The organism is Micromonospora sp. NBC_00330 (genome assembly GCF_036136635.1).
GTDB classification, from domain to species: domain Bacteria; phylum Actinomycetota; class Actinomycetes; order Mycobacteriales; family Micromonosporaceae; genus Micromonospora; species Micromonospora salmantinae.
In genome coordinates this window covers 3,777,102-3,797,040 of the sequence record NZ_CP108012.1, presented here as the reverse complement: position 1 = coordinate 3,797,040, position 19,939 = coordinate 3,777,102, and the positions used below count along the sequence as shown (strand labels likewise).

Here is a 19,939-nt window from a genome sequence, read left to right as displayed (position 1 = left end):
GGCGGCGGCTGGAGAGACATGGGTGCCAGAACCTTCGTGGTGGTCGGCGGGACCAGCGGTCTCGGCCTCGCGGTGGCCCGACTGCTCGTCGACGAGCATCAGGTGGTGGTGTTCGGCAACGTGCCGGACGAGGTCGCCGCCGCTACCGACGAGCTGGGTTGCGACGGCGCCGTCTGCGACATCTCCTCCTACGAGCAGGTCCGCGACGGGTTCGCCGCTGTGGTCGAGCGCTACGGCACCATCGACGGGGTGGCGGCCTGCGCCTCCATGTGGGCGGGCGGCGACCTGGGGGACCTGTCTGTCGAGCACATCCGCCGCGCCGTGGAGATCAACGTTCTGGGCATCACCTACCTGCTGCGGGAGGCGGTGCAGCACCTGCACCGCCAGGGCCACGGCAACGTCGTCTACATCGGCGCACTGGCGCTGGCAGCCCCCCGGCCCGGCATCCCCGTCTACCGGGCCACCAAGAGCTACGGCAACAGCCTGGTCGACTCGCTGGCCGAGGCCCAGCACAGCAACCGGGTCAAGGTGATGCAGCTGCATCCCGGGCCGATGCCGACGCGGCTACAGGAACGGGTGGGCGCCGAGTTCCTCGACGAGGTGTACGCCATGCCCGAACAGGTCGCCACCGAGGTCGTCCGGTTGCTGCTGCTCGAACCCGACGACCTCTACGTCTCCGGTGAGCGCGTGCTGCGCGCGGACGGGCGGTGGTGACGGCCGCAGCCGGACCCGCCGACCGTCCGGCCTCGGCCTGGGCGCCGCTGCGGACCGCGGTCTACCGCAACCTGTGGCTGGCCCTGCTCGCCGCCAACATCGGCACCTGGATGCAGACCGTCGGCGCGCAGTGGCTGCTGATCAACCACTCCAACGCCTCCACCCTTGTCGCGTTGGTGCAGACCGCCAGTCTGCTGCCGGTGCTGCTGCTGGCGTTGCCCGCCGGGGTGCTGGCCGACAGCTTCGACCGCCGGCACCTGCTGATCGCCGTGCAGCTGTTCCTGGTGGCGGTGGCGGTGGCGTTGACGCTGCTCACCCTGGCCGGCCGGATGCCGCCGGCTCTGCTGCTCACCCTCACCTTCGCGTTCGGGGTCGGGCAGGCGCTGACCCTGCCGGCCTGGGCGGCGGTGATCCCGGAGTTGGTGCCGCAGGACCAACTGCGCTCGGCGTCCGCTCTCGGTTCGATAAGCGTGAACGTGGCGAGGGCGGTCGGGCCCGCGGTGGCCGGCGTGCTGATCGCCCGTACCGGTGTCGCCCCGGTCTTCGGCATCAACGCGGTCGCCTTCGGGATCTTCGCGTACGCGCTGTGGCGCTGGCGGCCCGGTAACGCCCGCGCGGTCGAGGTGCCCGAGCGGTTCACCGCCGCGTTGCGCGCCGGCAGCCGCTACGTACGCCACTCGCCGACCGTACGCCGGCTGTTGCGTCGGGCGCTGGTCTTCGTGGTCCCGGCCAGCGCGCTGTGGGCGTTGCTGCCGTTGGTGGCGAGTCGGCGGCTGGGGCTGGGCTCCGGCGGGTACGGGTTGCTGTTGGCCGCCCTCGGCGTGGGCGCCATCGCGGGTGGCGTGCTGCTGGCCGTGATCCGCACCCGGCTGTCGGCCAACCAGTTGCTGCTGATCGCCGGTGCGTTGTTCACAGTGGCGCTGACAGTGGTCGGCACCGTGCGGGTGGTGCCGCTGGTGCTGCTGGCCCTGCTGCCCGCCGGGATGGCCTGGGTGACGGTGCTGGCCAACGTCAACGCCGAGATGCAGCTCTTCCTGCCCAGTTGGGTGCGGGCCCGGGGCCTGGCCGTCTACCAGGTGTGCTTCGCCGGTGGGCAGGCCGCCGGCGCGCTGTTGTGGGGTTTGGTGGCCGAGATGGCCGGGCTGCTCCTCGCGTACCTGGCGGCGGCGGCGCTGATGCTTCTCGGCACCCTGACGAGTCGGATCTGGCCGTTGCCGGACCTGCGGTCGGTGGACCGGGAACCGGCGGCCTACTGGCCGCAACTGCACCTGGCGCACGAGCCGGACCCGGGGGTGGGACCGGTGCTGGTGACAGTGCAGTACACGGTCCGGCCGGAGCGGACCCAACGGTTCCTGGCGGCGATGGACCTGGTGCGTGGCGCGCGGCAGCGGACCGGCGCGATGCGTTGGGGGCTGTTCCGCCCGGCCGAGACGGTGGACCGGTTCGTCGAGGTGTATCTGGTGCCGTCCTGGGACGAGCACCTGCGTCAGCACGGTGGCCGGTTGACCGGTGAGGACCGCGCGGCCGAGCAACGGGCCCGGGAGCTGACCGACGGGGAGCCGGAGGTCCGACACCTGGTGCCCGCCGCCGCCGGTCCGACGCTGTCCGACGACCGTGAGGCGCTCTGACCTACACGCACCGCCGCACCCGGGAGCAGGCCGACGCGGTCGTACGGCGTACGGCCGCGTTGTTAGGATGGCCGCACCATGGCGAGTGAGCGCAAGGCGACCGCGGACCCGGCCCGCAGCCTGGCCCTTCTCTGGCGCACCCGGGAGCCGACCAGCCGCAGCGCCGGTCCGGCGCTCAGCGTCGACCGGATCGTCCGGGTCGCGATCGACATCGCCGACGCCGAAGGTCTCGACGCGCTGACCATGCGCCGGGTCGGTGTGGCGCTGGGGGTCGGCACGATGTCGGTCTACACCTACGTGCCGGGCAAGGCCGAACTCGTCGCCGTCATGATCGACACCGCGTACGGCGAGATGCCGCGCCCCACCGTCGAGGGCGACTGGCGGACCCGGCTGGAACGGATCGCCCGCGACAATCTGGCGCTCTACCAGCGGCATCCCTGGATGCTGCGGGCCGAGACGACCCGACCGGTGCTCGGCCCGCACCTGATGGCCAAGTACGACTACGAGCTGGGCGCGATCGTCGACATCGGGCTCACCGACGTCGAGATCGACGCGGTGCTCACCCTCGTGCTGGGTCACGTGAAGAGCGCCGCCCGGGCCGCCTCCGAGGTGGTCGACCTGGAGCGCGAGACCGGCATGACCGACGGTCAGTGGTGGCAGTCGCACGCGCCCTGGCTGGAGACCTTCCTGAAGCCCGGCGCCTACCCGACCGCGTCCCGGGTCGGCACCGCGGCGGGCCAGCAGCACGGCGCCGCGTACGGCCCGGAGTACGCGTTCGAGTTCGGTCTGCAACGCGTCCTCGACGGGATCTCGGTGGTGGTCGCCGAGCGGGCGGCCAACCGATAGCCGGCCGGCTTCGGGGACGGCGACGCTAGGGCGGTGCCGCCCGGCGAGCCAGCCGGGTCAGCGAGCGCGCCGACGGGCTGCCCGGCTCGGCGTGGTAGACCACGAGCGACTGGGTGGTGCCGCTGATCGTGAGCTTCTCGTAGCGCAGCGCCAACTCGCCCAGCTCCGGGTGCTGGAACACCCGCACCCCGCCGCCCGCACGGGCCGTGACGTCGTGCCGGGCCCACAACCGCCGAAACCGCTCGCTGCCGGCCGTCAGCTCCTCCACCAGCTCGATGAGGCGGGGGTCGTCCACCTCGGGGCCTACCTGTGCGCGTAGACCAGCCACTGCGTTGGCCGCGACCGCCGTCAGGGCCGGGTAGAGCGCCGGCACGCTCGGGTCCAGGAAGACCGCGCGCAGCAGGTTCACACCGGCGGTGAAGATCGGCGCCAGCGCGGTCGCGGCGGGGTTGGCGAACAGCACGTCCAGGTGTCGACCGTGCACGAAGGCGGGCGTCTCGGCCCACGAACCGACCAACTGCCGGATGCCCACCGGCACCCGCTCCGAGGGGCGTGCCGCCCGGCGGGGAGGCACCGGCCGGGCCAGGCCGTGCAGGTGCGCCGCGGCGTCCGCGTCCAGCCTCAACGCGCGGGCCAGCGCCTCGACCACCTGCGTCGACGGGTGCCGGTCACGCCCCTGCTCCAGCCGCAGGTAGTAGTCGGCGCTGATGCCGGCGAGCAGTGCCGCCTCCTCGCGCCGCAGGCCGGGCACCCGCCGACGGCCGTGCGCGGGCAGGCCGACGTCGCCCGGCCCGATCAGCTCGCGCCGGGCACGCAGGTATTCGCCCAGCGGGCCGGCCGCGCTCACCCGCCCATCGTAGGAGCCGCACCGACCGCCCAGCCTGGTCCTGCCACTACCAGGAAAAACAGGGAACCGGCTAGCGCCTGCCACTGGGGTGACAGTGTCGGAGTAAGCGTGATCGAGAGACGGGACAGCAATGACAGAGCGCATCACGACCCCCTTCGGTTTCGCCTCGACCGCCGACGAGGTCATCGCCGGGGTGGACCTGAGCGGCAAGCGGGCCGTCGTCACCGGGGGCGCCGCCGGTATCGGCATCGAGACGGCCCGTTCGCTCGCCGCCGCCGGCGCCGAGGTCGTGCTCGGGGTCCGCCGGGTCGCGGCGGGCGAGCAGGCCGCCGCCGATATCGCGGCCAGCATCGGCGCGGAGCGGGTCACCGTCCGCGCGCTGGACCTGGCCGACCAGACGTCGGTACGCCAGTTCGTCGCCGGCTGGGACCAGCCGCTGCACATCCTTGTCAACAACGCGGGGATCATGGCGCTGCCCGAGCTGGAGCGCACCGCCGAGGGCTGGGAGATGCAATTCGCCACCAACTTCATGGGGCACTTCGCGTTGACCGTCGGCCTGCACGACGCCCTCGCCGCGGCCGGCGGCGCCCGGGTGGTGTCGGTCAGCTCCAGCGGCAACCTCTTCTCCCCGGTGATCTTCGACGACCTGCACTTCGCGTTCCGGCCGTACGACCCGCTGCTGGCCTACGGGCAGTCCAAGAGCGCCGAGGCCCTGCTCGCCGTGGAAGCCACCCGCCGGTGGGCCGACGAGGGGATCTACTCCAACGCGCTGAACCCGGGCGCGATCGCCACCGGGTTGCAGAAGCACACCGGTGGCCTCAAGTCGCCCAAGGAGATGCACAAGACCCCGCAACAGGGTGCCGCGACCTCGGTGCTGCTCGCGGCATCCCCGTTGCTCGACGGCGTCGGCGGTCGCTACTTCGAGGACTGCGCCGAGGCCCCGATCGTCACCGAGCGGCCCGCCGACTACAGCGGCGTGGCCGCGTACGCGGTCGACCCGGGCAACGCCGAGCGGCTCTGGGCCGTGGCGTCCGGCCTGATCGCCTGAAGGGTGGCGATGGCCGGCGACCAACCGCGACGACACGACGTGGTGGAGTTGCGGGTGCACGGCGTGTCCGGGGCGGACCCGTCTGTCATCCTCGACCAGCCGCAGGTCCGGCAGGTCGCCGGCGACGGCAGCGGGGGCTTCCACCGCGCCGCCCGGTCGGACGGCGTCGCCCCGGACGGGGTGACGCTGGAGGCGTACCGCTGGGGGGACCTGCCCTCGGGCACCGTCGGCCGGACCCTCGCCATGGTCTTCCTGCTGCCGTTCATGCTCAGCAACCTGGCGGTGTGGATGCGTCCCACCGGCCGCCGACGCGCCGCCGCGGTCAGCGTGCTGTGTCGGCTCCTCGCGCTCAACCTCACAGTGCTGTACGTGGTGTCCATCGCCGGAGTGGCCCTCGACCTGCTCGCCTGGCAGTGTCTCGGTGCGGCCCGCTGCCGTCCGCCCTTCGACAGCATGGCCGGGCTCGACGGCCGGCACGTCGGGCAGCGGCTGGCCGTGCTGGCGCTCCTGCCGATCGCCGCCATCGCGGTCCTGCGGCTCCTCGGCACCCGTCGCTCCGGCCCGGCTGACAACCCGCTGTGGGCCGTGGAGCCGCTGGTGCACCGGCTGCGCGCGATCCACGTGGCCGCCGCCCTCGCCGCACTCGATGTCGTGCTGCTCACGGCCCGTCGCGCCGACGGCGCGACGTTCTCCACGACGCTGCTGCTGACGCTCAGCGCGGCGGTGTTGCTGACCTGCTTCGGTCTGCTCGCCGCTCCAGGGATGATCGACCGGGCGGCGACCGCGCGAACGGCCACCTGGACCGCCCGCGCGACGGGAGTGGTGGCGGCCGTCCTGAGCGTAGCGACCCTCGCCACAGTGTGGACCGACCGGCGCGACTGGTCGTCGGCGACCGGGCTTCCCGGCTACGACGGGATCGCGGGTGTGGCGCTGTTCGGCCAGATGGCGTTGCTGGTGCTGCTCAGCGGGGTGGTGCTGTGGCAGCGCGGTCGGGTGGGCGGCCGGTCCGCGCTGCCGGGTGGCCTGGGCGCGGCGGTCCTCGCCGCGCTCGCGGTCGGCCTGACCGGCGCGCTCTCCGCCGGCCTCGTCTACCAGACGGGGGAGCTGCTCGGTGGCTACCCCGGTGACGGTGGGCCGCCGTCGCCGTACCGCTGGACGCTGCTGGCCTTCTTCCTGCACGTGGTCGCGGCGGTGCTGCTGTGTGGCGCGTTGATGGTCGTGTCGCGGCGGCGCCGGCGGCGTGCGGCGGCGGCGATCACCACCAGTGACTTCCCGGTCGTGCCGCCGGAGGCGGTCGGTCGGCTGCGGCTGGCGACGAAGGCCGTCGCCCGGGCGCGGTTCACCGAGTGGTTGGGTCTGCTGGCCGCCACGTACGCGGCGCTCGCGGTGGTCGGACTGGCCACGAGTCTGGTGGGGCGTACCGGGCGTGAACCGGAGGAGTTGACCCGGCAACTGCTCGGGCTGCCGGCCGGCGCCGTTCAGATGGGACTCAGCGGGGGCAGCTTTCTCCTCGCCGCGTTGCTGCTGACGCTGGTCACCGGCGGCGTGTTCGCCTATCGGACCGCGTGGTTCCGCCGGCACGTCGGCATCCTGTGGGACCTGGGCACCTTCTGGCCCCGGGCCGCGCACCCGTTCGCACCGCCGAGCTACGCCGACCGCGCGGTGCCGGAACTGGCCGACCGGATCAGCCAACTGGCCGATCGGCACGTCGGTGTGTTGCTCTGCGGGCACAGCCACGGGTCCGCGCTGCTCGCTCTCGCGGTGCTGCGGCTGCCCCCGCGCGTACGTCAACGGGTCGCGCTGCTCACCTACGGGTCACCGCTGGACCGCCTGTACGCCCGGCTCTACCCGGCCTACCTCAACGAGGAGGTGCTGCGTGAGGTGGGGGAGCGGGTCGAGTGGCGGTGGCTCAACCTCTGGCGGGACACCGACCCGGTCGGCGGCTGGATCTTCGCGGCACACCGCCCCGGCGATCCACCCCCGGATCCGACCGATCCGGCGGGCCAGGTCGACCGGCGGTTGCGGGACCCACCGGACCTGCTGCCTGCGCCGGGGGAGCGGTCTGCGCCGCCGCTACGGGGGCACCATCCGGGCGAGGCCGACCCGGAGTTCCGGGCGGCGGTGCGCGAACTCTCCGAACGTCTTCGTGGTGCTGGCTGAGCCTGCCGGCCGCGGGGCCGGGCGGCGCGCGGACACCACCGCGGTCAACGGTCCAACCCGGGAATCCGGTCGGACTCCGCCACCGCCGCTCGGACCTTGCGCAGCGTGGCGTCGGGGGCACGGATCGCGGCGCGCCAGCGGTCCAGCGTCCGGGTGAGCACCCGGACCACGAACTGCAACTGGTTGACCTGCTCGCGGAGCATGCCCAGCTCGGACCGGGCGCTGAACGCCTCGCCCTCCAACTGGGTGATCCGCGTCTGCAACGGCTGCACGAGCGTGAGGGCGGCCTCGGTGAGCGTGTCGGCGGCATCGGCCTTGAACTTGCCGCGCTGCACCACGACGGTGGCGATGGCGGCCAGGCCGGTGCCTCCGCCGAGGATGCCGAGCACGCTGAGCGCCACCTGCACCCAGTGCGGTGCAGCCGGTGCGGGTGCGGTAATCACGTGACACCTGCCTGCAACTGTTCGTAGGTCACAAATTCGCACGCCCGGGCCAGACGACGCAGGTCGATGGCGATCTGCGCGGCCCGCCAGAGCGACCCGACAGTCACCGCTATCACGAACGACGTGGCGACGATGGAATTTCGACCCGTCATGACCAACAGGGCCACCGCGTACATGCCGGTGATCGTGCCGAGCACCAGTACCGACGCGAGTTCGAGGCCGAGCCCGGTGGAGAGCCGGCCGGGCCAGAGGATGCCCAGTAGTCCACCCACGCCCACCGCGATCAGCCCCAGCTCCCAGGCGATCTGGATGGGATGCGGCATCGACGTCTGTACGGACGTCGGCCGAACGTTGAGGGCCATCATGAGAATGCCGCAGAGCGGTGCGGCGGCCAGGACAGCGATCTCGTACGGCTGGTGGCGGGATCGGATACGTAGGTTTCCCACGGCAACTCCTTGGTCGAGGACCGGCGTCCGGCAGCGCCCGGTGGACCTGTGCCGTTTGGTGGGTCGCGACTGTCGAGCTGCGGTCCGTGCGGCGGAGCCCAGTGGTGCGTTGCCTGTGGACGGTCGTTGGGCGAGAAAAGTGGAGCGGACTCGACGTCGTTGGCTGCCGGTATCTGCCTGTGTATCACCGATGGCCGGTTGGCGTCCACCTGGTGTAACGTCGCGTTCCCGCAGGTCAGGGCCCATTAATGGCCCGGAATTTGGGCTGTGGGGCGGGTGAAGCGCGGCGACCCGGCCGCACCGTCACCCGGTGACAATTGGTGTCGGATATCTTGCCCAGGGTGACAGTGGTGGCCGGGTCGCCGATCGATCAACGGGCGAGTAGGGCGCGTAGCGCCCGGAGCACCTCCGCCGGGGCCTCCTCCGCCATGAAGTGTCCGCAGGTGACCGTCTGGTGGTCCAGGTCCGGCGCCCAGGCCCGCCACACCGCCGCCGCGTCGTAACCCAGCGCCGCGCCCCAGTCCTGCTGGAGCACCGTCACCGGCATCCGCAGCCTGTTGCCGGCCGTCCGGTCGGCGGCGTCGTGGGTCACGTCGATCCCGGCGGACGCCCGATAGTCGGCGACTATCGAGGGAACGGCGTCGCGGGACGCGCGCAGGTACGCGGCCCGCACCTCCGCCGGCAGGGCCTCCGGATCACGGGTCCAGACGTCCAGGAAGTGACCGAAGAAGGCGTCCGGGCTGCCGGCGATCAGCTCCTCTGGCAGGCCGGGCGGCTGCGCCATCAGATAGAGGTGAAACGCCACAGCGGCGCTGGCACCGTGCAGCACGTCCCACATGTCGAGGGTCGGCAGCACGTCGAGCAGTGCCAGCTGACTGATCGCCGCCGGATGGTCGAGGCCGGCGCGGAACGCGACCAGGGCGCCCCGGTCGTGCCCGGCCAACGCGAACCGATCGTGACCGAGCGCGCCGGCCAGTGCCACGATGTCGGCGGCCATGGTGCGCTTGGCGTACCCGGTGCCGTCGGTGTCGAGGGGCTTGTCGCTGTCGCCGTAGCCGCGCAGGTCGGGGCAGATGACAGTGTGGTCGGCGGCCAGGTCGGCGGCGACGTGCCGCCACATGAGGTGGGTCTGCGGAAAGCCGTGCAACAGCACGATCGCCGGCCCGGAACCGCCCACGGCGGCGTTGAGCGTCACCCCGTCGGCGACGGTGACGCGTCGGTAGTCGAATCCGTTGATCTTCGGGTCCACGGGGGAACCTTCCTGGTGAGCAGTGCCGGCGGGGCGGTGGCCCGTCGCCGTCGTACCTCACCGAGCCTGCCCGGCGGTGATCAGCAGCCGGTCAGCGTCGGATCAGTGCCGGCCGGGCCACGGGCCTAGATTGGTGCCATGACCAGGCAGCTCACGGCGCCCGTCGCGGTGACCTTCGGCGTACTCGGGCCGGTGACCGCCGCGACCGAGCGCGGCCCGGTCCCGCTGCGGGGACACCGGCAGCGCCTGGTGCTGGGCCGGCTGTTGATCGCCCACGGTCGGGTGGTGCCGGTGGATCGTCTCGTCGACGACCTGTGGGAGGTCGCACCGGACGGCGCGGTGGGCGCGATCCGGACCTTCGTCGCCGACCTGCGCCGGGCCCTGGAGCCCGATCGACCACCCCGCCAGCCACCCCGGATCCTGGTCACCGAGCCACCCGGGTACGCGCTGAAGGCCGCCCCGGACGCGGTCGACGCCGGACAGTTCGAGGCGGCCGTCGGCGAGGCGGCCCGGCTGCTGGCGGCCGGACGTCCCCTGCCAGCCCTGGCCGCGCTGGAGTCGGCGCTCGGGCTCTGGCGCGGGCCCGCGTACGCCGACTGCGCCAACGAGTCCTGGGCGGTCGCGGAGATCAACCGGCTGGACGAGCTGCGGATGCTCGCCGTCGAGCGGCGGGCCGAGGCGCTCCTGGCGGTGGGCCGGCCGGACGAGGCCGCTGCGGACCTACCGGCACACCTGGCCAGCCATCCGCTGCGTGAGGACGCCTGGCGGCTGCTCGCGACGGCCCGGTACCGCGCCGGCCGGCAGGGCGACGCGCTGGCCGCACTGCGGGAGGCCCGCCACGTCCTGGTGACCGAACTGGGCGTGGACCCGGGGCCCGAGCTGCGACGGCTGGAAGCCGACATCCTGGCCCAGGCGCCGCACCTCGCCCCGGCCCTCGACCGGGCCGCCACCCCCGGCCTCGGGGAAACCGTTCGACCCGTCCGGGCGGAGCAGCGCCCGTTCGTCGGCCGCGACGCGGAGCTGGAGCGGCTGCGGCGCGCCGCCGACGCCGCGTCCCGACGCCCCCAGCCCACGCTCGCCCTGCTCAGCGGCGACCCGGGTGCCGGCAAGACGGCGCTGGCCGAGGCCCTGACCCGGCGACTCGCCGCCGAAGGCTGGACCACGGCGTGGGGACGCAGCCCGGAGTACGAGGGCGCCCCACCGGCGTGGCCGTGGACCCAGATCACCGACATGCTCGCCGCCTCCGCCTCCGCCCCTGCCTCCGCCGACTCGGAAGACGGCTCGGCTGACGGTTCGGCCGACCCCGCCACAGTGCGGTTCCGTCGACACCGCGCCGTGGCCTCGCTGATCGCGGCGGTCGCCGACCGGGGGCCGGTCCTGCTGGTCCTCGACGACCTGCACCGCGCCGACGGCGACACCCTGGACCTGCTGACCGCGCTGCTCACCGGCCCGCAGCCGGCCAGCGGGCCGGTACTGATCCTCGGCACCTACCGGGCCACCGAGATCAGCCCGGAGCTGACCGCCACCCTGGCCCGCGCCGCCGGGCTGGAGCCGGTCCGGGAGTATCTCGCCGGCCTGCCCGCGTCGGCGACCGGCGAGCTGGCCGGCGCCGTCGTCGGGGCGGAACTGGACCCGGCCACCGCCCGGTCGATCCACCAGCGCAGCGGCGGTAACCCGTTCTTCGTCCGCGAACTGGCCCAGCTGTACGCGAGCACGGGGCAGGCGGGGTTGGCAGCCGTGCCGCCCGGGGTACGCGACGTGATCCGGCACCGGTTGGCGCAGCTACCCGCCGCGACCCGTACCGTGTTGCGGCAGGCGGCAGTGCTCGGCCGGGACCTCGACCCGGACGTGCTGGGCGCGTTGGCCGGTGACCCGACGGCCGCGCTGGACGCCGTGGACCGCGCCCTGGCGGCCGGGTTCCTCACCGAGCGGGAGTCCGACGGGCGGCTGCGCTTCACCCACATCCTGGTCCGCGACACGCTCTACGCCGACCTGTCCGCGCCGCGCCGCGCCGCCTGGCACGCGGCAGTCGCCGAGGTACTGCGACAGCGGGAACCCGTCGAGCCGGCGGCCCTCGCGTACCACCTGCTGCGCGCCGGCGGGCCGGTCCACGCCGCCGAGGCGTCGGCGTACGCCCAGGTGGCGGCCGAGCGGGCCGAACGGGGCGGCAACCCCCACGAGGCGGCCCGCCTGTGGGGCCAGGCGATCGACGCGTACGACAGTGCCGGCGCGCTCGAGCCGCGTGGGCGGGTGACCGCGCTGCTCGGCCTGGGGCGGGCGCTGGCCGTGACGGGCCGGCTGGCCGAGGCGCGGCTACGGCGTTCCGAGGCGATCACCGTCGCCGAGTCCACCGGCGATCCCCTGCTGATCCAGGAGGCCCTGGCTGGCTTCGACGTGCCCGCCAGTTGGACGCGCAACGACGACGACCTGCTCTCCGGGCACATCATCCGAGCCGCCGAACACGCCCTGACCGCGCTCGGCCCGACCGGCTCGGCGCAGCGCAGCCGGCTGCTGAGCACCCTCGCGCTGGAGCTGCGCGGCACCACCACCGATCGTGGCCGCCGCGCCGCCGCCGAGGCCGAGACGATCGCCCGCGACATCGGCGATCCCGGGCTGGTGGCCTTCGCGCTCAACGCCCGTTTCATGCACGCCTTCCACAGCGTTGGACTGGCCGACGCGCGGGCCCGGATCGGCCTCGAGCTGGTCGAGCTGGCCGCACGGCACCACCTGGTGACCTTCGAGGTGCTCGGCCACCTCGTCCTGGTCCAGGCCAACTGTGCGCTGGCCGACCGACCCGCCGCCGACGCGCACGCGCGCGCCGCCGACCGCCTCGCCGAACGGTACGAGCTGCCGTTGGTAGGTGTCTTCACCCGGTTGTACGCCGCGCTGCGCCTGGCCCTCGACGGCGAGTCGGACGCGGCGGCGCAGGCGTACCGTGCTGCCGCCGAGCGACTGCCCGCCGACGGTATGCCGGGGCTGACCCAGGGGTTGCTGCCGCTGGCCCTGCTCGGCCTGCGCCTGGCCGACGCGGTGAGCGACGCCCCGCCGGCAGGTGACGCCCGGCTGGTCCCCGTGCGGCGACCGATTCCCGGGCCGGACGACGAGGACTGGGCACGGCTGGACTGGGGCCCGTACGAGCCCTGGGTCCGACCACTGCTGCTCGCCGCCGCCGGCGACCGCAGTGCCACCCGGGCGGCGCTGCGGGCCCTGCCGGACGGGCCGCACGACCTGCTGCGGGAGGTGCGGCTGTGCCTCACCGCTCGGGCGGCGCTGGCCATCGAGGACCGGCCCACGATGGAACGCGTCACCGCAGCGCTCCGCCCGGCCGTCGCCGAACTGGCTGCCGGCAGTGGGGTGATCACCGTCGGTCCGGTAGCCGGGCACCTCGCGGATCTGGCCGCCGCTCTGGGCCGCGACGAGGAAGCCGCCGAGCACCGCCGGACCGCTCGCGCGCTCACCGCGCGTGTCCGCGCCGGCGACCCGACCTGAGCGCCGTCGGGCGAATGCTGCCCGATGCCAGGGCCGGCACTTCACTCAATCGATGACCGTCGTCAACCAGAGCATGCTGCGCTGGCTCCGAGCGGACTTGCGCGGTGGGCAGCACCGTTGGCGACGTACATCCATCTGGACCATCCCGATCGGCACCTCGACTTCAGGGGTCGCGTACTGCGAGATCTTGGACACTTTCCGTCTTGCGCGAACGGAAAGTGTCCAAGATCTACGAACAACCGCCGAGCCGAACGCCGGGCAGCGCCCGTCGCGCGGTGCCACGCGATGTCGATCCGGAACCACGACCCATGCGGAGAAGTAGCCCGTAGCCCTTCTTCCCACCTCGCGCTTTGCGGTGCCCGTTCTGGTGCCACACCACGCTGCCCCCGCGCTCTGGCCACCCAGCGACTTGCCGGTTTCCACCGGAACCCACCGGCGGGTGCGGTCAGATGGAACCACCGGCGCGTCCACCGCCGGCCATGGTCCGAGGGGGGTACGCGTGGAGGCCCTCATCCTGATCGTGGTGCTCGGCGTCACCGTCCTCGTCGGCACCACCCTCGGCGGTCGGTACCGGGTCGCCCCGCCGGTCCTGCTCATCGCGTTGGGCGTGCTGCTCGGGCTCACGCCCCCGCTGTCCGAGGTCACCCTGGAACCCGATCTGGTCCTGCTGATCTTCCTGCCGGCGATCCTGTACCGGGAGAGCCTCACCATCAGCCTGCGCGAGATCCGGGCCAACCTGCCGGTGATCGGGCTGCTCGCCGTGGTGCTGGTGGTGCTCACCATGGTCACTGTGTCGTTCGCCGCGCAGGCGTTCGGGGTGAACCCCGCCGCCGCCTGGGTGCTCGGCGCGGTCCTCGCGCCGACCGACGCCGCTGCGGTGACCGGCCTGGCCAAGCGGCTGCCCCGGAAGCTACTCACCACCCTGCACGCGGAGAGCCTGATCAACGACGGCACCGCGCTGGTGGTCTTCGCGGTGGCCGTGGGGCTGCTCAGCCACAGCGCCAAGCCGGGCGTGCTGGGCATCGGCGAGGAGTTCGTCGGCGCCAGCGTCGGCGGCGTGGTCGCCGGTCTGCTGGTGGGGGCCGCCGTGGTGCTGATCCGCAAGCGGCTCGACGATCCGCTGCGCGAGGGCGCGCTCAGCGTGCTGACCCCGTTCGGTGCCTTCCTGCTCGCCGACTCGGTGCACGCCAGCGGTGTGCTGGCGGTGGTGGTCGCCGGCCTGGTGCTGGCCTACGCCGGCCCACGGGTGATCCGCGCCCGGTCCCGGGTGCTGGCGTACGCGTTCTGGGACCTGACTACATTCCTGATCAACGGCGGGTTGTTCGTCCTGCTCGGCACGCAGATTCCCCGGTCGGTGCGGAGCATCACCAGCACCTCGCCCGCGCGGGCTCTGGTGATCGTGCTGGTGGTCACAGTGGTCGTGATCGGCACCCGCCTGCTCTTCATCTACCTCACCGCTCAGTCGGCGCGGCTGCGGCGCCGCCGGATGGTGGACGACGACGGCCGAGGTCCCTCCGATTGGCGGGTGGGGACCGTCGCGGGCTGGTCCGGTTTCCGGGGCGCGGTCTCGCTCGCCGCCGCACTGGCCGTCCCGACGGCGATGGTCGACGGTCGACCGGTGGTCGAACGCGATCTGATCATCTTCGTCACCGCGCTGGTGATCGTGCTGATCATGCTGCTTCAGGGCACCACCCTGCCGTTGGTCGTGCGCTGGGCCGGACTGAGCGGCGACCCGGAGCGCGTCGACGAGGCCCGCAACGCCCGGCGGCGGGCCACCGAGGTGGGCCTGGCCGCTCTTCCCCAGGTCGCCGCGGAGCTCGGTGCCCAGGATGAATCGGTGCGTCGGCTGGAGGCCGAGTACCGGCGGCATCTGGAGGACCTCGACGAGAGCGGTGGGAACACCGCCGAGGAGCGCCGGCTGGAACGCCGACTGCGCCTCGGCGTCCTCGCCCACAAGAGGCGGGAGGTCACCCGGCTTCGCGACAACCGCGAGATTGACGACCTGGTGCTCCAGGAACTTCAATCCGCGCTGGACAACGAGGAGATCCGGCTGCTGGGACGCGGGCCCAACGAGTGATCGTCGGCTCAGAGCACCTGGTCGAGGAACCGGCGAAGCCGCGGATGCTCGGCCCGCTCGAAGATCGCCTCGGGTGGGCCGGCCTCCAGCACCACGCCCCGGTCCATGAAGGCGACGGTGTCGGCGACCTGCCGGGCGAAGCCCATCTCGTGGGTCACCACCACCATGGTCATGCCGGCGGCGGACAGGTCGGCCATCACCCCGAGGACGCCCTTGACCAACTCCGGGTCGAGCGCCGAGGTGGCCTCGTCGAAGAGCATCACCTCGGGCCGCAGCGCCAACGCGCGGGCGATCGCCACCCGCTGCTGTTGACCACCGGAGAGCTGCGCCGGCCGGGAGTTCGCCTTGCCGGCCAGCCCCACCAGCTCCAACTGGGCCCGGGCGACGCTCTCCGCCTCGTCCGCACCGAGCTTGCGCAGCCGGCGCAGTGCCAGCGTGACGTTGCGCAGCACGCTCATGTGCGGGAAGAGGTTGAACTGCTGGAACACCATGCCCACCCGCTGCCGCAGCGCGTCCGGGTCGTCGCCCAGCACGCTGCGCCCGTCCAGCAGCACGTCGCCCCGGTCCGGTTCGATCAGCCTGTTGATGGTGCGCAGCAGTGTGGACTTGCCCGACCCGGACGGCCCGATGACGCAGGCCGTCGCGCCCCGGGGCACCGAGAGGTCGACGCCGCGCAGCACCCGGTTCGGTCCGAAGGCGAGGTGCACGTCGCGTACGTCGAGGCTGACCGAGGTCGTCGTGGCGGTGGTCATCGCCGATCTCCTTCCGTCGCGGCGTACGACGCCATGTCGTCGTCGTCTTCGGTCGACGCGGTGGCCGGCCGGCCGTTGCGCAGCCGCCGGTCGATCCAGTTGACGACGTGCGTCAGCGGGACTGTCAACGCCAGGTAGCAGAGCCCCGCCAGCAGCAGCGCCGACTCGTTGCCGGTGGTGGCCGCGTAGTCCTGCCCGATCCGGAACAGCTCCCGCTGGCTGGCCACCAGGCCGAGGAAGTAGACCAGGCTGGAGTCCTTGATCAGCGCGATGAGCTGGTTCACCCAGGCCGGCAACACCCGCCGGATGCCCTGCGGAATGATCACCAGCCGCATCGCGTCGCCCCAGGAGAAGCCGAGCGCCCGGGCGCCCTCCAACTGGGCGGCCTCCACCGACTGGATGCCCGAGCGGAAGATCTCTCCGATGTACGCGGCGGCGATGAGCGACAGCGCCAGGATGCCCAACGGGTAGGGATCCGGCCCCCAGACCTGCATGCCCAGCGGGGCCAGCCCGACGCCGATCAGCAGGATCGTCGCCGCGGCCGGCAGCCCCCGGAAAATGTCGGTGTAGACCCGCGCCGGCCAGCGCAGCCAGCGGCTGCGGGAGATCCCGGCGACGGCCAGGAGCAGGCCCAGCACCGAGCCGAGCAGGGCGGCGGAGACCGCCAGGATCAGCGTGTTGGGCAACCCGACGGTCAGCATCTCGGGCAGCGCCTCGCGCATCGAGTCCCAGTCGAAGAAGGTTTCCCACAGGGTGCTCAACGGATCCATCGTTCGCTCCTCCTACCGCCCCGCTCGCTCGTCACCGGCTCAGGACGCTGTCGACGCGGACGCCGACGGCGCAACCGACGGCGTGCCCGACGCGGACGGGGCCTTCACCGTGCCGCTGCCCGGCGCGAAGTCCGCCGGGATCGGCCGGCCCGGGTAGTACTGCGCCTGCAACCGGTTCCAGGTGCCATCGGCGATGACCTCGTCGAGGCTCTTGTTCAGCGCCTCGCGCAGCTTGTCGTTCCCCTTGGCAACTGCGTAAGCGGTCGGTGCCGGGCTGAGCTGCTTGGCCGCCACGGTGATCTTGCCGTTGCTGTCGGTGGCCGACTTCTCGCCGATCTCCGCCGGGGCGATCCAGGCGTCGGCGGTGCCCGCCTTGAGCTGGTTGATCGCGCCGTTGTAGTCCGGCACCCGCACCGGGTTGAGCTGCTTGCCGGTGGCGTAGTCGTCCTGGACGGTGCCCTGCACCACCACTACCCGCTTGCCGGCGAGTTGGTCGAAGCCGGTGATCGGCGAGCCGGCCGGGACGTCCAGGCCGAAGTAACCGAAGTCGTAGCCGTTGCCGAAGTCGACTGTCTTCTTGCGGGCCTCGGTGATGGTGATCGAGGAGCTGCCCACGTCGAACTTGCGGTTGTTGACCTGGCTGAGCAGCGCGGAGAAGTCGGTGCCGACGAACTCGACAGTGAGGCCGAGCTTGCCGGCCACGGCGGTCAGCAGGTCGTTGTCGAAGCCGGTGAACTTGCCGTCCTTGAGGTACACGTTCGGCGGGGCGTCGGTCAGCGTTCCGGCGCGCAGCACGCCCGACTGGGCCAGGCCGTACGGGTTGGCGGTGGCGTCGGACGAGCTGTCGTCGCCGCAGGCGGTCAGGGCGGTGGCGGCCAGGATCGTGGCCGCGCCCAGGGCGGCGGCGCGGGTCAGGGCAGGAAGGAATCGCACTGGTGTCTCCGAAGGGTGGTGTCTCGGCGCGCACGGACGTGCGCCACCGACGGCGCGCCCGATGGGCGTGCCGGTGGGAAAGGAGCTCGGGAGGGGGGTGCTAGAGCGCGGTGCCGCGACGACAGGCGGCGCTGCACATTCGCATCATGTCCACGTGCCGTCGCCGGATGAGTGCGGGCGAGGGTCGACCGGTGCGGGAGTCCGCGTCGTCGGTCGGTGGGGTGGTGCTGAGGATGCGCATGGTTCTCCCGGGTCTGTGCTGACCTGGGTGCCAGGCCACGCTTGCACCGACGTCCTGCCGGTGCCTGGTCTTCACCCGGGGCACCCCACCGCGGAGGAGGGTTGCCGGCCAGCGAGCCGGGGCTTCGCGCTGGCGCTCATGACCTGTGCCGAGGCTAGCAGCAGGATCGGGTGGATCGTCCAGTCGATATGACCACGCTCACGGTGCGCGACGGGCTGTCGACTCGCAGGTCAGCCGGCGTGCACGTGCGGTCGACGACGCGGGTCGGGCTCCTGGCGGCGCAGGATCTCCCGGGTCACCGAGGCGATGGCGCCCTGCCCGAACACCAGGTAGCGCAGGAAGTTGCGGGTCGGGCCGCCCTCGGACCACTCGAAGTAGATGTGGGGGCGCCGACGGCTGCGGTCGCGGATCTCCAGCAGCAGGGCGGCGAGCGCGGTGGGCACCGACGAGCTGGCCAGGCTGAGCACCGGGAAGCGGCCGTCGGCCACACTGCCGCGGACCAGCAGCTCCGTCTCGAAGTCCGACGGGTCGGTGACCGTGACCTCGACGAAGATGACGTCGCCGTCGTCGGGGAAGTCGTTGTCCGCCATGGTCTGGGCCAGCTTGGCGCGGTACTCCGCCTGGTCGCGCTGGTCGGGTTCGTGCGCGATGAGGCGGATCCGTCGTCCGGCGCGTTCGTCGATCATCCGGGCCGCGGCGTGGTCCAGTTCGACGCGGTCGACGCGCAGCTCGTAGGCCCGCATCACCCGGGACAGCACCGACACCAGGATGATTCCGCCGATGAAACAGGCCGCGATCTTGACGCCGTCCGGGCGCTCCACGACGTTCGCCACTGTGGTGTAGACGAAGATCACCGCGATGACTCCGAAGGCGATGGTGCGACCGCGCTGACGCTGCCGCTGCGCCGCGAGCGTCACCGCCGTCGCGGCCGAGGTGATCAAGACCAGGACCCCGGTGGCGTACGCGCCGCCCTGCGCGTCCACGCTGGCTTCGAAGACGATCGTGATCAGGAACGCCACGGCGATGAAGACCAGCACCAGCGGCCGGACGGCTCGCGCCCAGGTCGGCGCCATGCCGTAGCGGGGCAGGTAGCGCGGCACGAGGTTGAGCAGACCAGCCATCGCCGATGCACCGGCGAACCAGAGGATTCCGATGGTGGACAGGTCGTAGATGGTTCCGAACACCTCGCCGAGGTGGGCGTGCGCCAGGTAGGCCAACGCGCGCCCGTTCGCCGGCCCGCCCGGCTGGAAGGCCTCCGGCGGAATGAGCACGGTGGTCGTCACGCTGCTGGTGATCAGGAAGACGCTCATGATCACCGCTGCGGTGGTGAGCAGCCGGCGGGCGCCACGGATCCGGCCCAGCGGTCGTGCCTCCGAGTCCTGCGGGTCACCCCGTACGCTCGGCATGACCGCCACCCCGGTCTCGAAGCCGGACAGGCCCAACGCCAGCTTCGGAAAGACCAACAGCGACAGCCCGACCACCAGCCACGGATCGCCGTGCCCGGTGGTCAGCATGGTGGTCCAGTCGCCGACCGCGCTCGGATGCGTCGCCACCCGCCACAGCGCGTCGGCCACCACCACCGCGTTCAGCGTCAGATAGACCGCTACCAGGACGACGGCGATCCCGATGGCCTCGGTGAATCCCTTGAGGAACACCGCGCCCAGCAGCGACACCAGCACCAGCGTGACCAGCACCTCGTGACCCTTGAGCCCGCTCGGCCAGAACGGGTTCTCGTCGATGTGCGCCGTCGCGTCGGCGGCCGAGAGGGTGATGGTGATGATGAAGTCGGTGGCGGCGAAACCGAGCAGCACCAGCACCAGCAACTTGCCCGGCCAGTAGCTCAGCAGGCGTACCAGCATCGCGATGGAGCCCTCACCGTGCGGGCTCTCCACCGCCACCCGCCGGTAGACCGGCAGCGCCCCCAGCAGGGTCACCAGCACCAGCACCAGGGTCGCCACCGGTGAGAGCGCCCCGGCGGCCAGCGCCGCGATGCCCGGCTGGTAACCCAACGTGGAGAAGTAGTCGACCCCGGTCAGGCACATCACCTTCCACCACGGGTGGTGCCGGTGCTCCGGCGGGCGCCCGTGCGGCCCCGGGTGCTGCACGGCCTGGTCCGAGCCGGCGTCGAGCAGCCACCCCCGCAACCGGCCGGCGCGTCTGTCGACAGTCACCGGCGCGTCCCCCGTCATCCCGCCCACGGTCACCGTGAGTATCCGCCCGACGGGCCGCCCCCGTCCGCCGGTGCGCGGAACCCAGCCGACGCCGCTGCGGGTTTCAGGGCCCGGGACACTGGGGA

At 72.5% G+C, this 19,939-nt stretch carries 15 protein-coding genes and 1 riboswitch; of the genes, 7 read left to right on the top strand and 8 right to left on the bottom strand.

Translation table 11 applies throughout. The features are described 5' to 3' along the window. The first annotated feature begins 18 nt into the window (after window positions 1-18). From OG598_RS17010 to OG598_RS17000, 3 genes are all read left to right on the top strand, one after another. Complete coding sequence (locus OG598_RS17010; RefSeq protein ID WP_328650085.1) at window positions 19-714, top strand: SDR family NAD(P)-dependent oxidoreductase; 696 nt, start codon at window positions 19-21, stop codon at window positions 712-714. Beyond that, window positions 708-2,342 carry an MFS transporter gene (locus OG598_RS17005; protein WP_328650084.1) on the top strand — a complete coding sequence of 545 codons (1,635 nt, stop codon included), beginning with the start codon at window positions 708-710 and terminating at the stop codon, window positions 2,340-2,342. The genes OG598_RS17010 and OG598_RS17005 overlap by 7 nt, the downstream gene beginning before the upstream one ends. A gap of 78 nt (window positions 2,343-2,420) precedes the next feature. Next, window positions 2,421-3,188 (top strand): TetR/AcrR family transcriptional regulator, encoded by a 768-nt coding sequence (locus tag OG598_RS17000; protein ID WP_328650083.1) that lies wholly within the window; start codon window positions 2,421-2,423, stop codon window positions 3,186-3,188. A gap of 25 nt (window positions 3,189-3,213) precedes the next feature. On the opposite strand, the gene OG598_RS16995 is transcribed toward OG598_RS17000, so the two are convergent. Next, the gene (locus OG598_RS16995; RefSeq protein ID WP_328650082.1) at window positions 3,214-4,035 is read right to left on the bottom strand and encodes a helix-turn-helix transcriptional regulator; all 822 of its coding nucleotides are present in this window, start codon (window positions 4,033-4,035) and stop codon (window positions 3,214-3,216) included. Between the two features lie 130 nt (window positions 4,036-4,165). On the opposite strand from OG598_RS16995, the gene OG598_RS16990 reads away from it, so the two are divergent. After that, a complete protein-coding gene (locus tag OG598_RS16990; protein WP_328650081.1) occupies window positions 4,166-5,083 on the top strand; it encodes an SDR family NAD(P)-dependent oxidoreductase in 918 nt (305 codons plus the stop codon). A 9-nt stretch (window positions 5,084-5,092) separates the two neighbouring features. Next, window positions 5,093-7,243: a hypothetical protein gene (locus OG598_RS16985; RefSeq protein ID WP_328650080.1), complete on the top strand. Its 2,151-nt coding sequence runs from the start codon at window positions 5,093-5,095 to the stop codon at window positions 7,241-7,243. Between the two features lie 44 nt (window positions 7,244-7,287). Here OG598_RS16985 and OG598_RS16980 read toward each other — a convergent pair whose 3' ends face one another. The 3 genes from OG598_RS16980 to OG598_RS16970 form a co-directional block, all read right to left on the bottom strand. Then, window positions 7,288-7,686 (bottom strand): hypothetical protein, encoded by a 399-nt coding sequence (locus tag OG598_RS16980; RefSeq protein WP_328650079.1) that lies wholly within the window; start codon window positions 7,684-7,686, stop codon window positions 7,288-7,290. Further along, the gene (locus OG598_RS16975; protein ID WP_328650078.1) at window positions 7,683-8,132 is read right to left on the bottom strand and encodes a hypothetical protein; all 450 of its coding nucleotides are present in this window, start codon (window positions 8,130-8,132) and stop codon (window positions 7,683-7,685) included. The genes OG598_RS16980 and OG598_RS16975 overlap by 4 nt, the downstream gene beginning before the upstream one ends. 370 nt (window positions 8,133-8,502) lie before the next feature. Continuing rightward, window positions 8,503-9,381, bottom strand: a complete 879-nt coding sequence (locus tag OG598_RS16970; protein ID WP_328650077.1) for an alpha/beta fold hydrolase — start codon at window positions 9,379-9,381, stop codon at window positions 8,503-8,505. Window positions 9,382-9,519: 138 nt separating this feature from the next. Here OG598_RS16970 and OG598_RS16965 point away from each other — a divergent pair, with 138 nt between their 5' ends. Next, the gene (locus OG598_RS16965) at window positions 9,520-12,870 is read left to right on the top strand and encodes a BTAD domain-containing putative transcriptional regulator (RefSeq protein ID WP_328650076.1); all 3,351 of its coding nucleotides are present in this window, start codon (window positions 9,520-9,522) and stop codon (window positions 12,868-12,870) included. Between the two features lie 499 nt (window positions 12,871-13,369). Continuing rightward, complete coding sequence (locus tag OG598_RS16960) at window positions 13,370-14,947, top strand: Na+/H+ antiporter (protein WP_328650075.1); 1,578 nt, start codon at window positions 13,370-13,372, stop codon at window positions 14,945-14,947. 8 nt (window positions 14,948-14,955) lie between these two features. Here OG598_RS16960 and OG598_RS16955 read toward each other — a convergent pair whose 3' ends face one another. From OG598_RS16955 to OG598_RS16940, 4 genes are all read right to left on the bottom strand, one after another. Then, on the bottom strand, window positions 14,956-15,699 hold the full coding sequence (locus OG598_RS16955; RefSeq protein WP_328650074.1) for an amino acid ABC transporter ATP-binding protein: 744 nt from the start codon (window positions 15,697-15,699) through the stop codon (window positions 14,956-14,958). Then, the gene (locus tag OG598_RS16950) at window positions 15,696-16,469 is read right to left on the bottom strand and encodes an amino acid ABC transporter permease (RefSeq protein ID WP_328650073.1); all 774 of its coding nucleotides are present in this window, start codon (window positions 16,467-16,469) and stop codon (window positions 15,696-15,698) included. The genes OG598_RS16955 and OG598_RS16950 overlap by 4 nt, the downstream gene beginning before the upstream one ends. A 39-nt stretch (window positions 16,470-16,508) precedes the next feature. Further along, window positions 16,509-17,402 (bottom strand): ABC transporter substrate-binding protein, encoded by an 894-nt coding sequence (locus OG598_RS16945; RefSeq protein ID WP_328650072.1) that lies wholly within the window; start codon window positions 17,400-17,402, stop codon window positions 16,509-16,511. Between the two features lie 273 nt (window positions 17,403-17,675). Further along, a riboswitch (SAM riboswitch) is annotated at window positions 17,676-17,787 on the bottom strand. Between the two features lie 86 nt (window positions 17,788-17,873). After that, window positions 17,874-19,832, bottom strand: a complete 1,959-nt coding sequence (locus OG598_RS16940) for an amino acid transporter (protein WP_328650071.1) — start codon at window positions 19,830-19,832, stop codon at window positions 17,874-17,876. Between the last annotated feature and the right edge of the window lie 107 nt (window positions 19,833-19,939).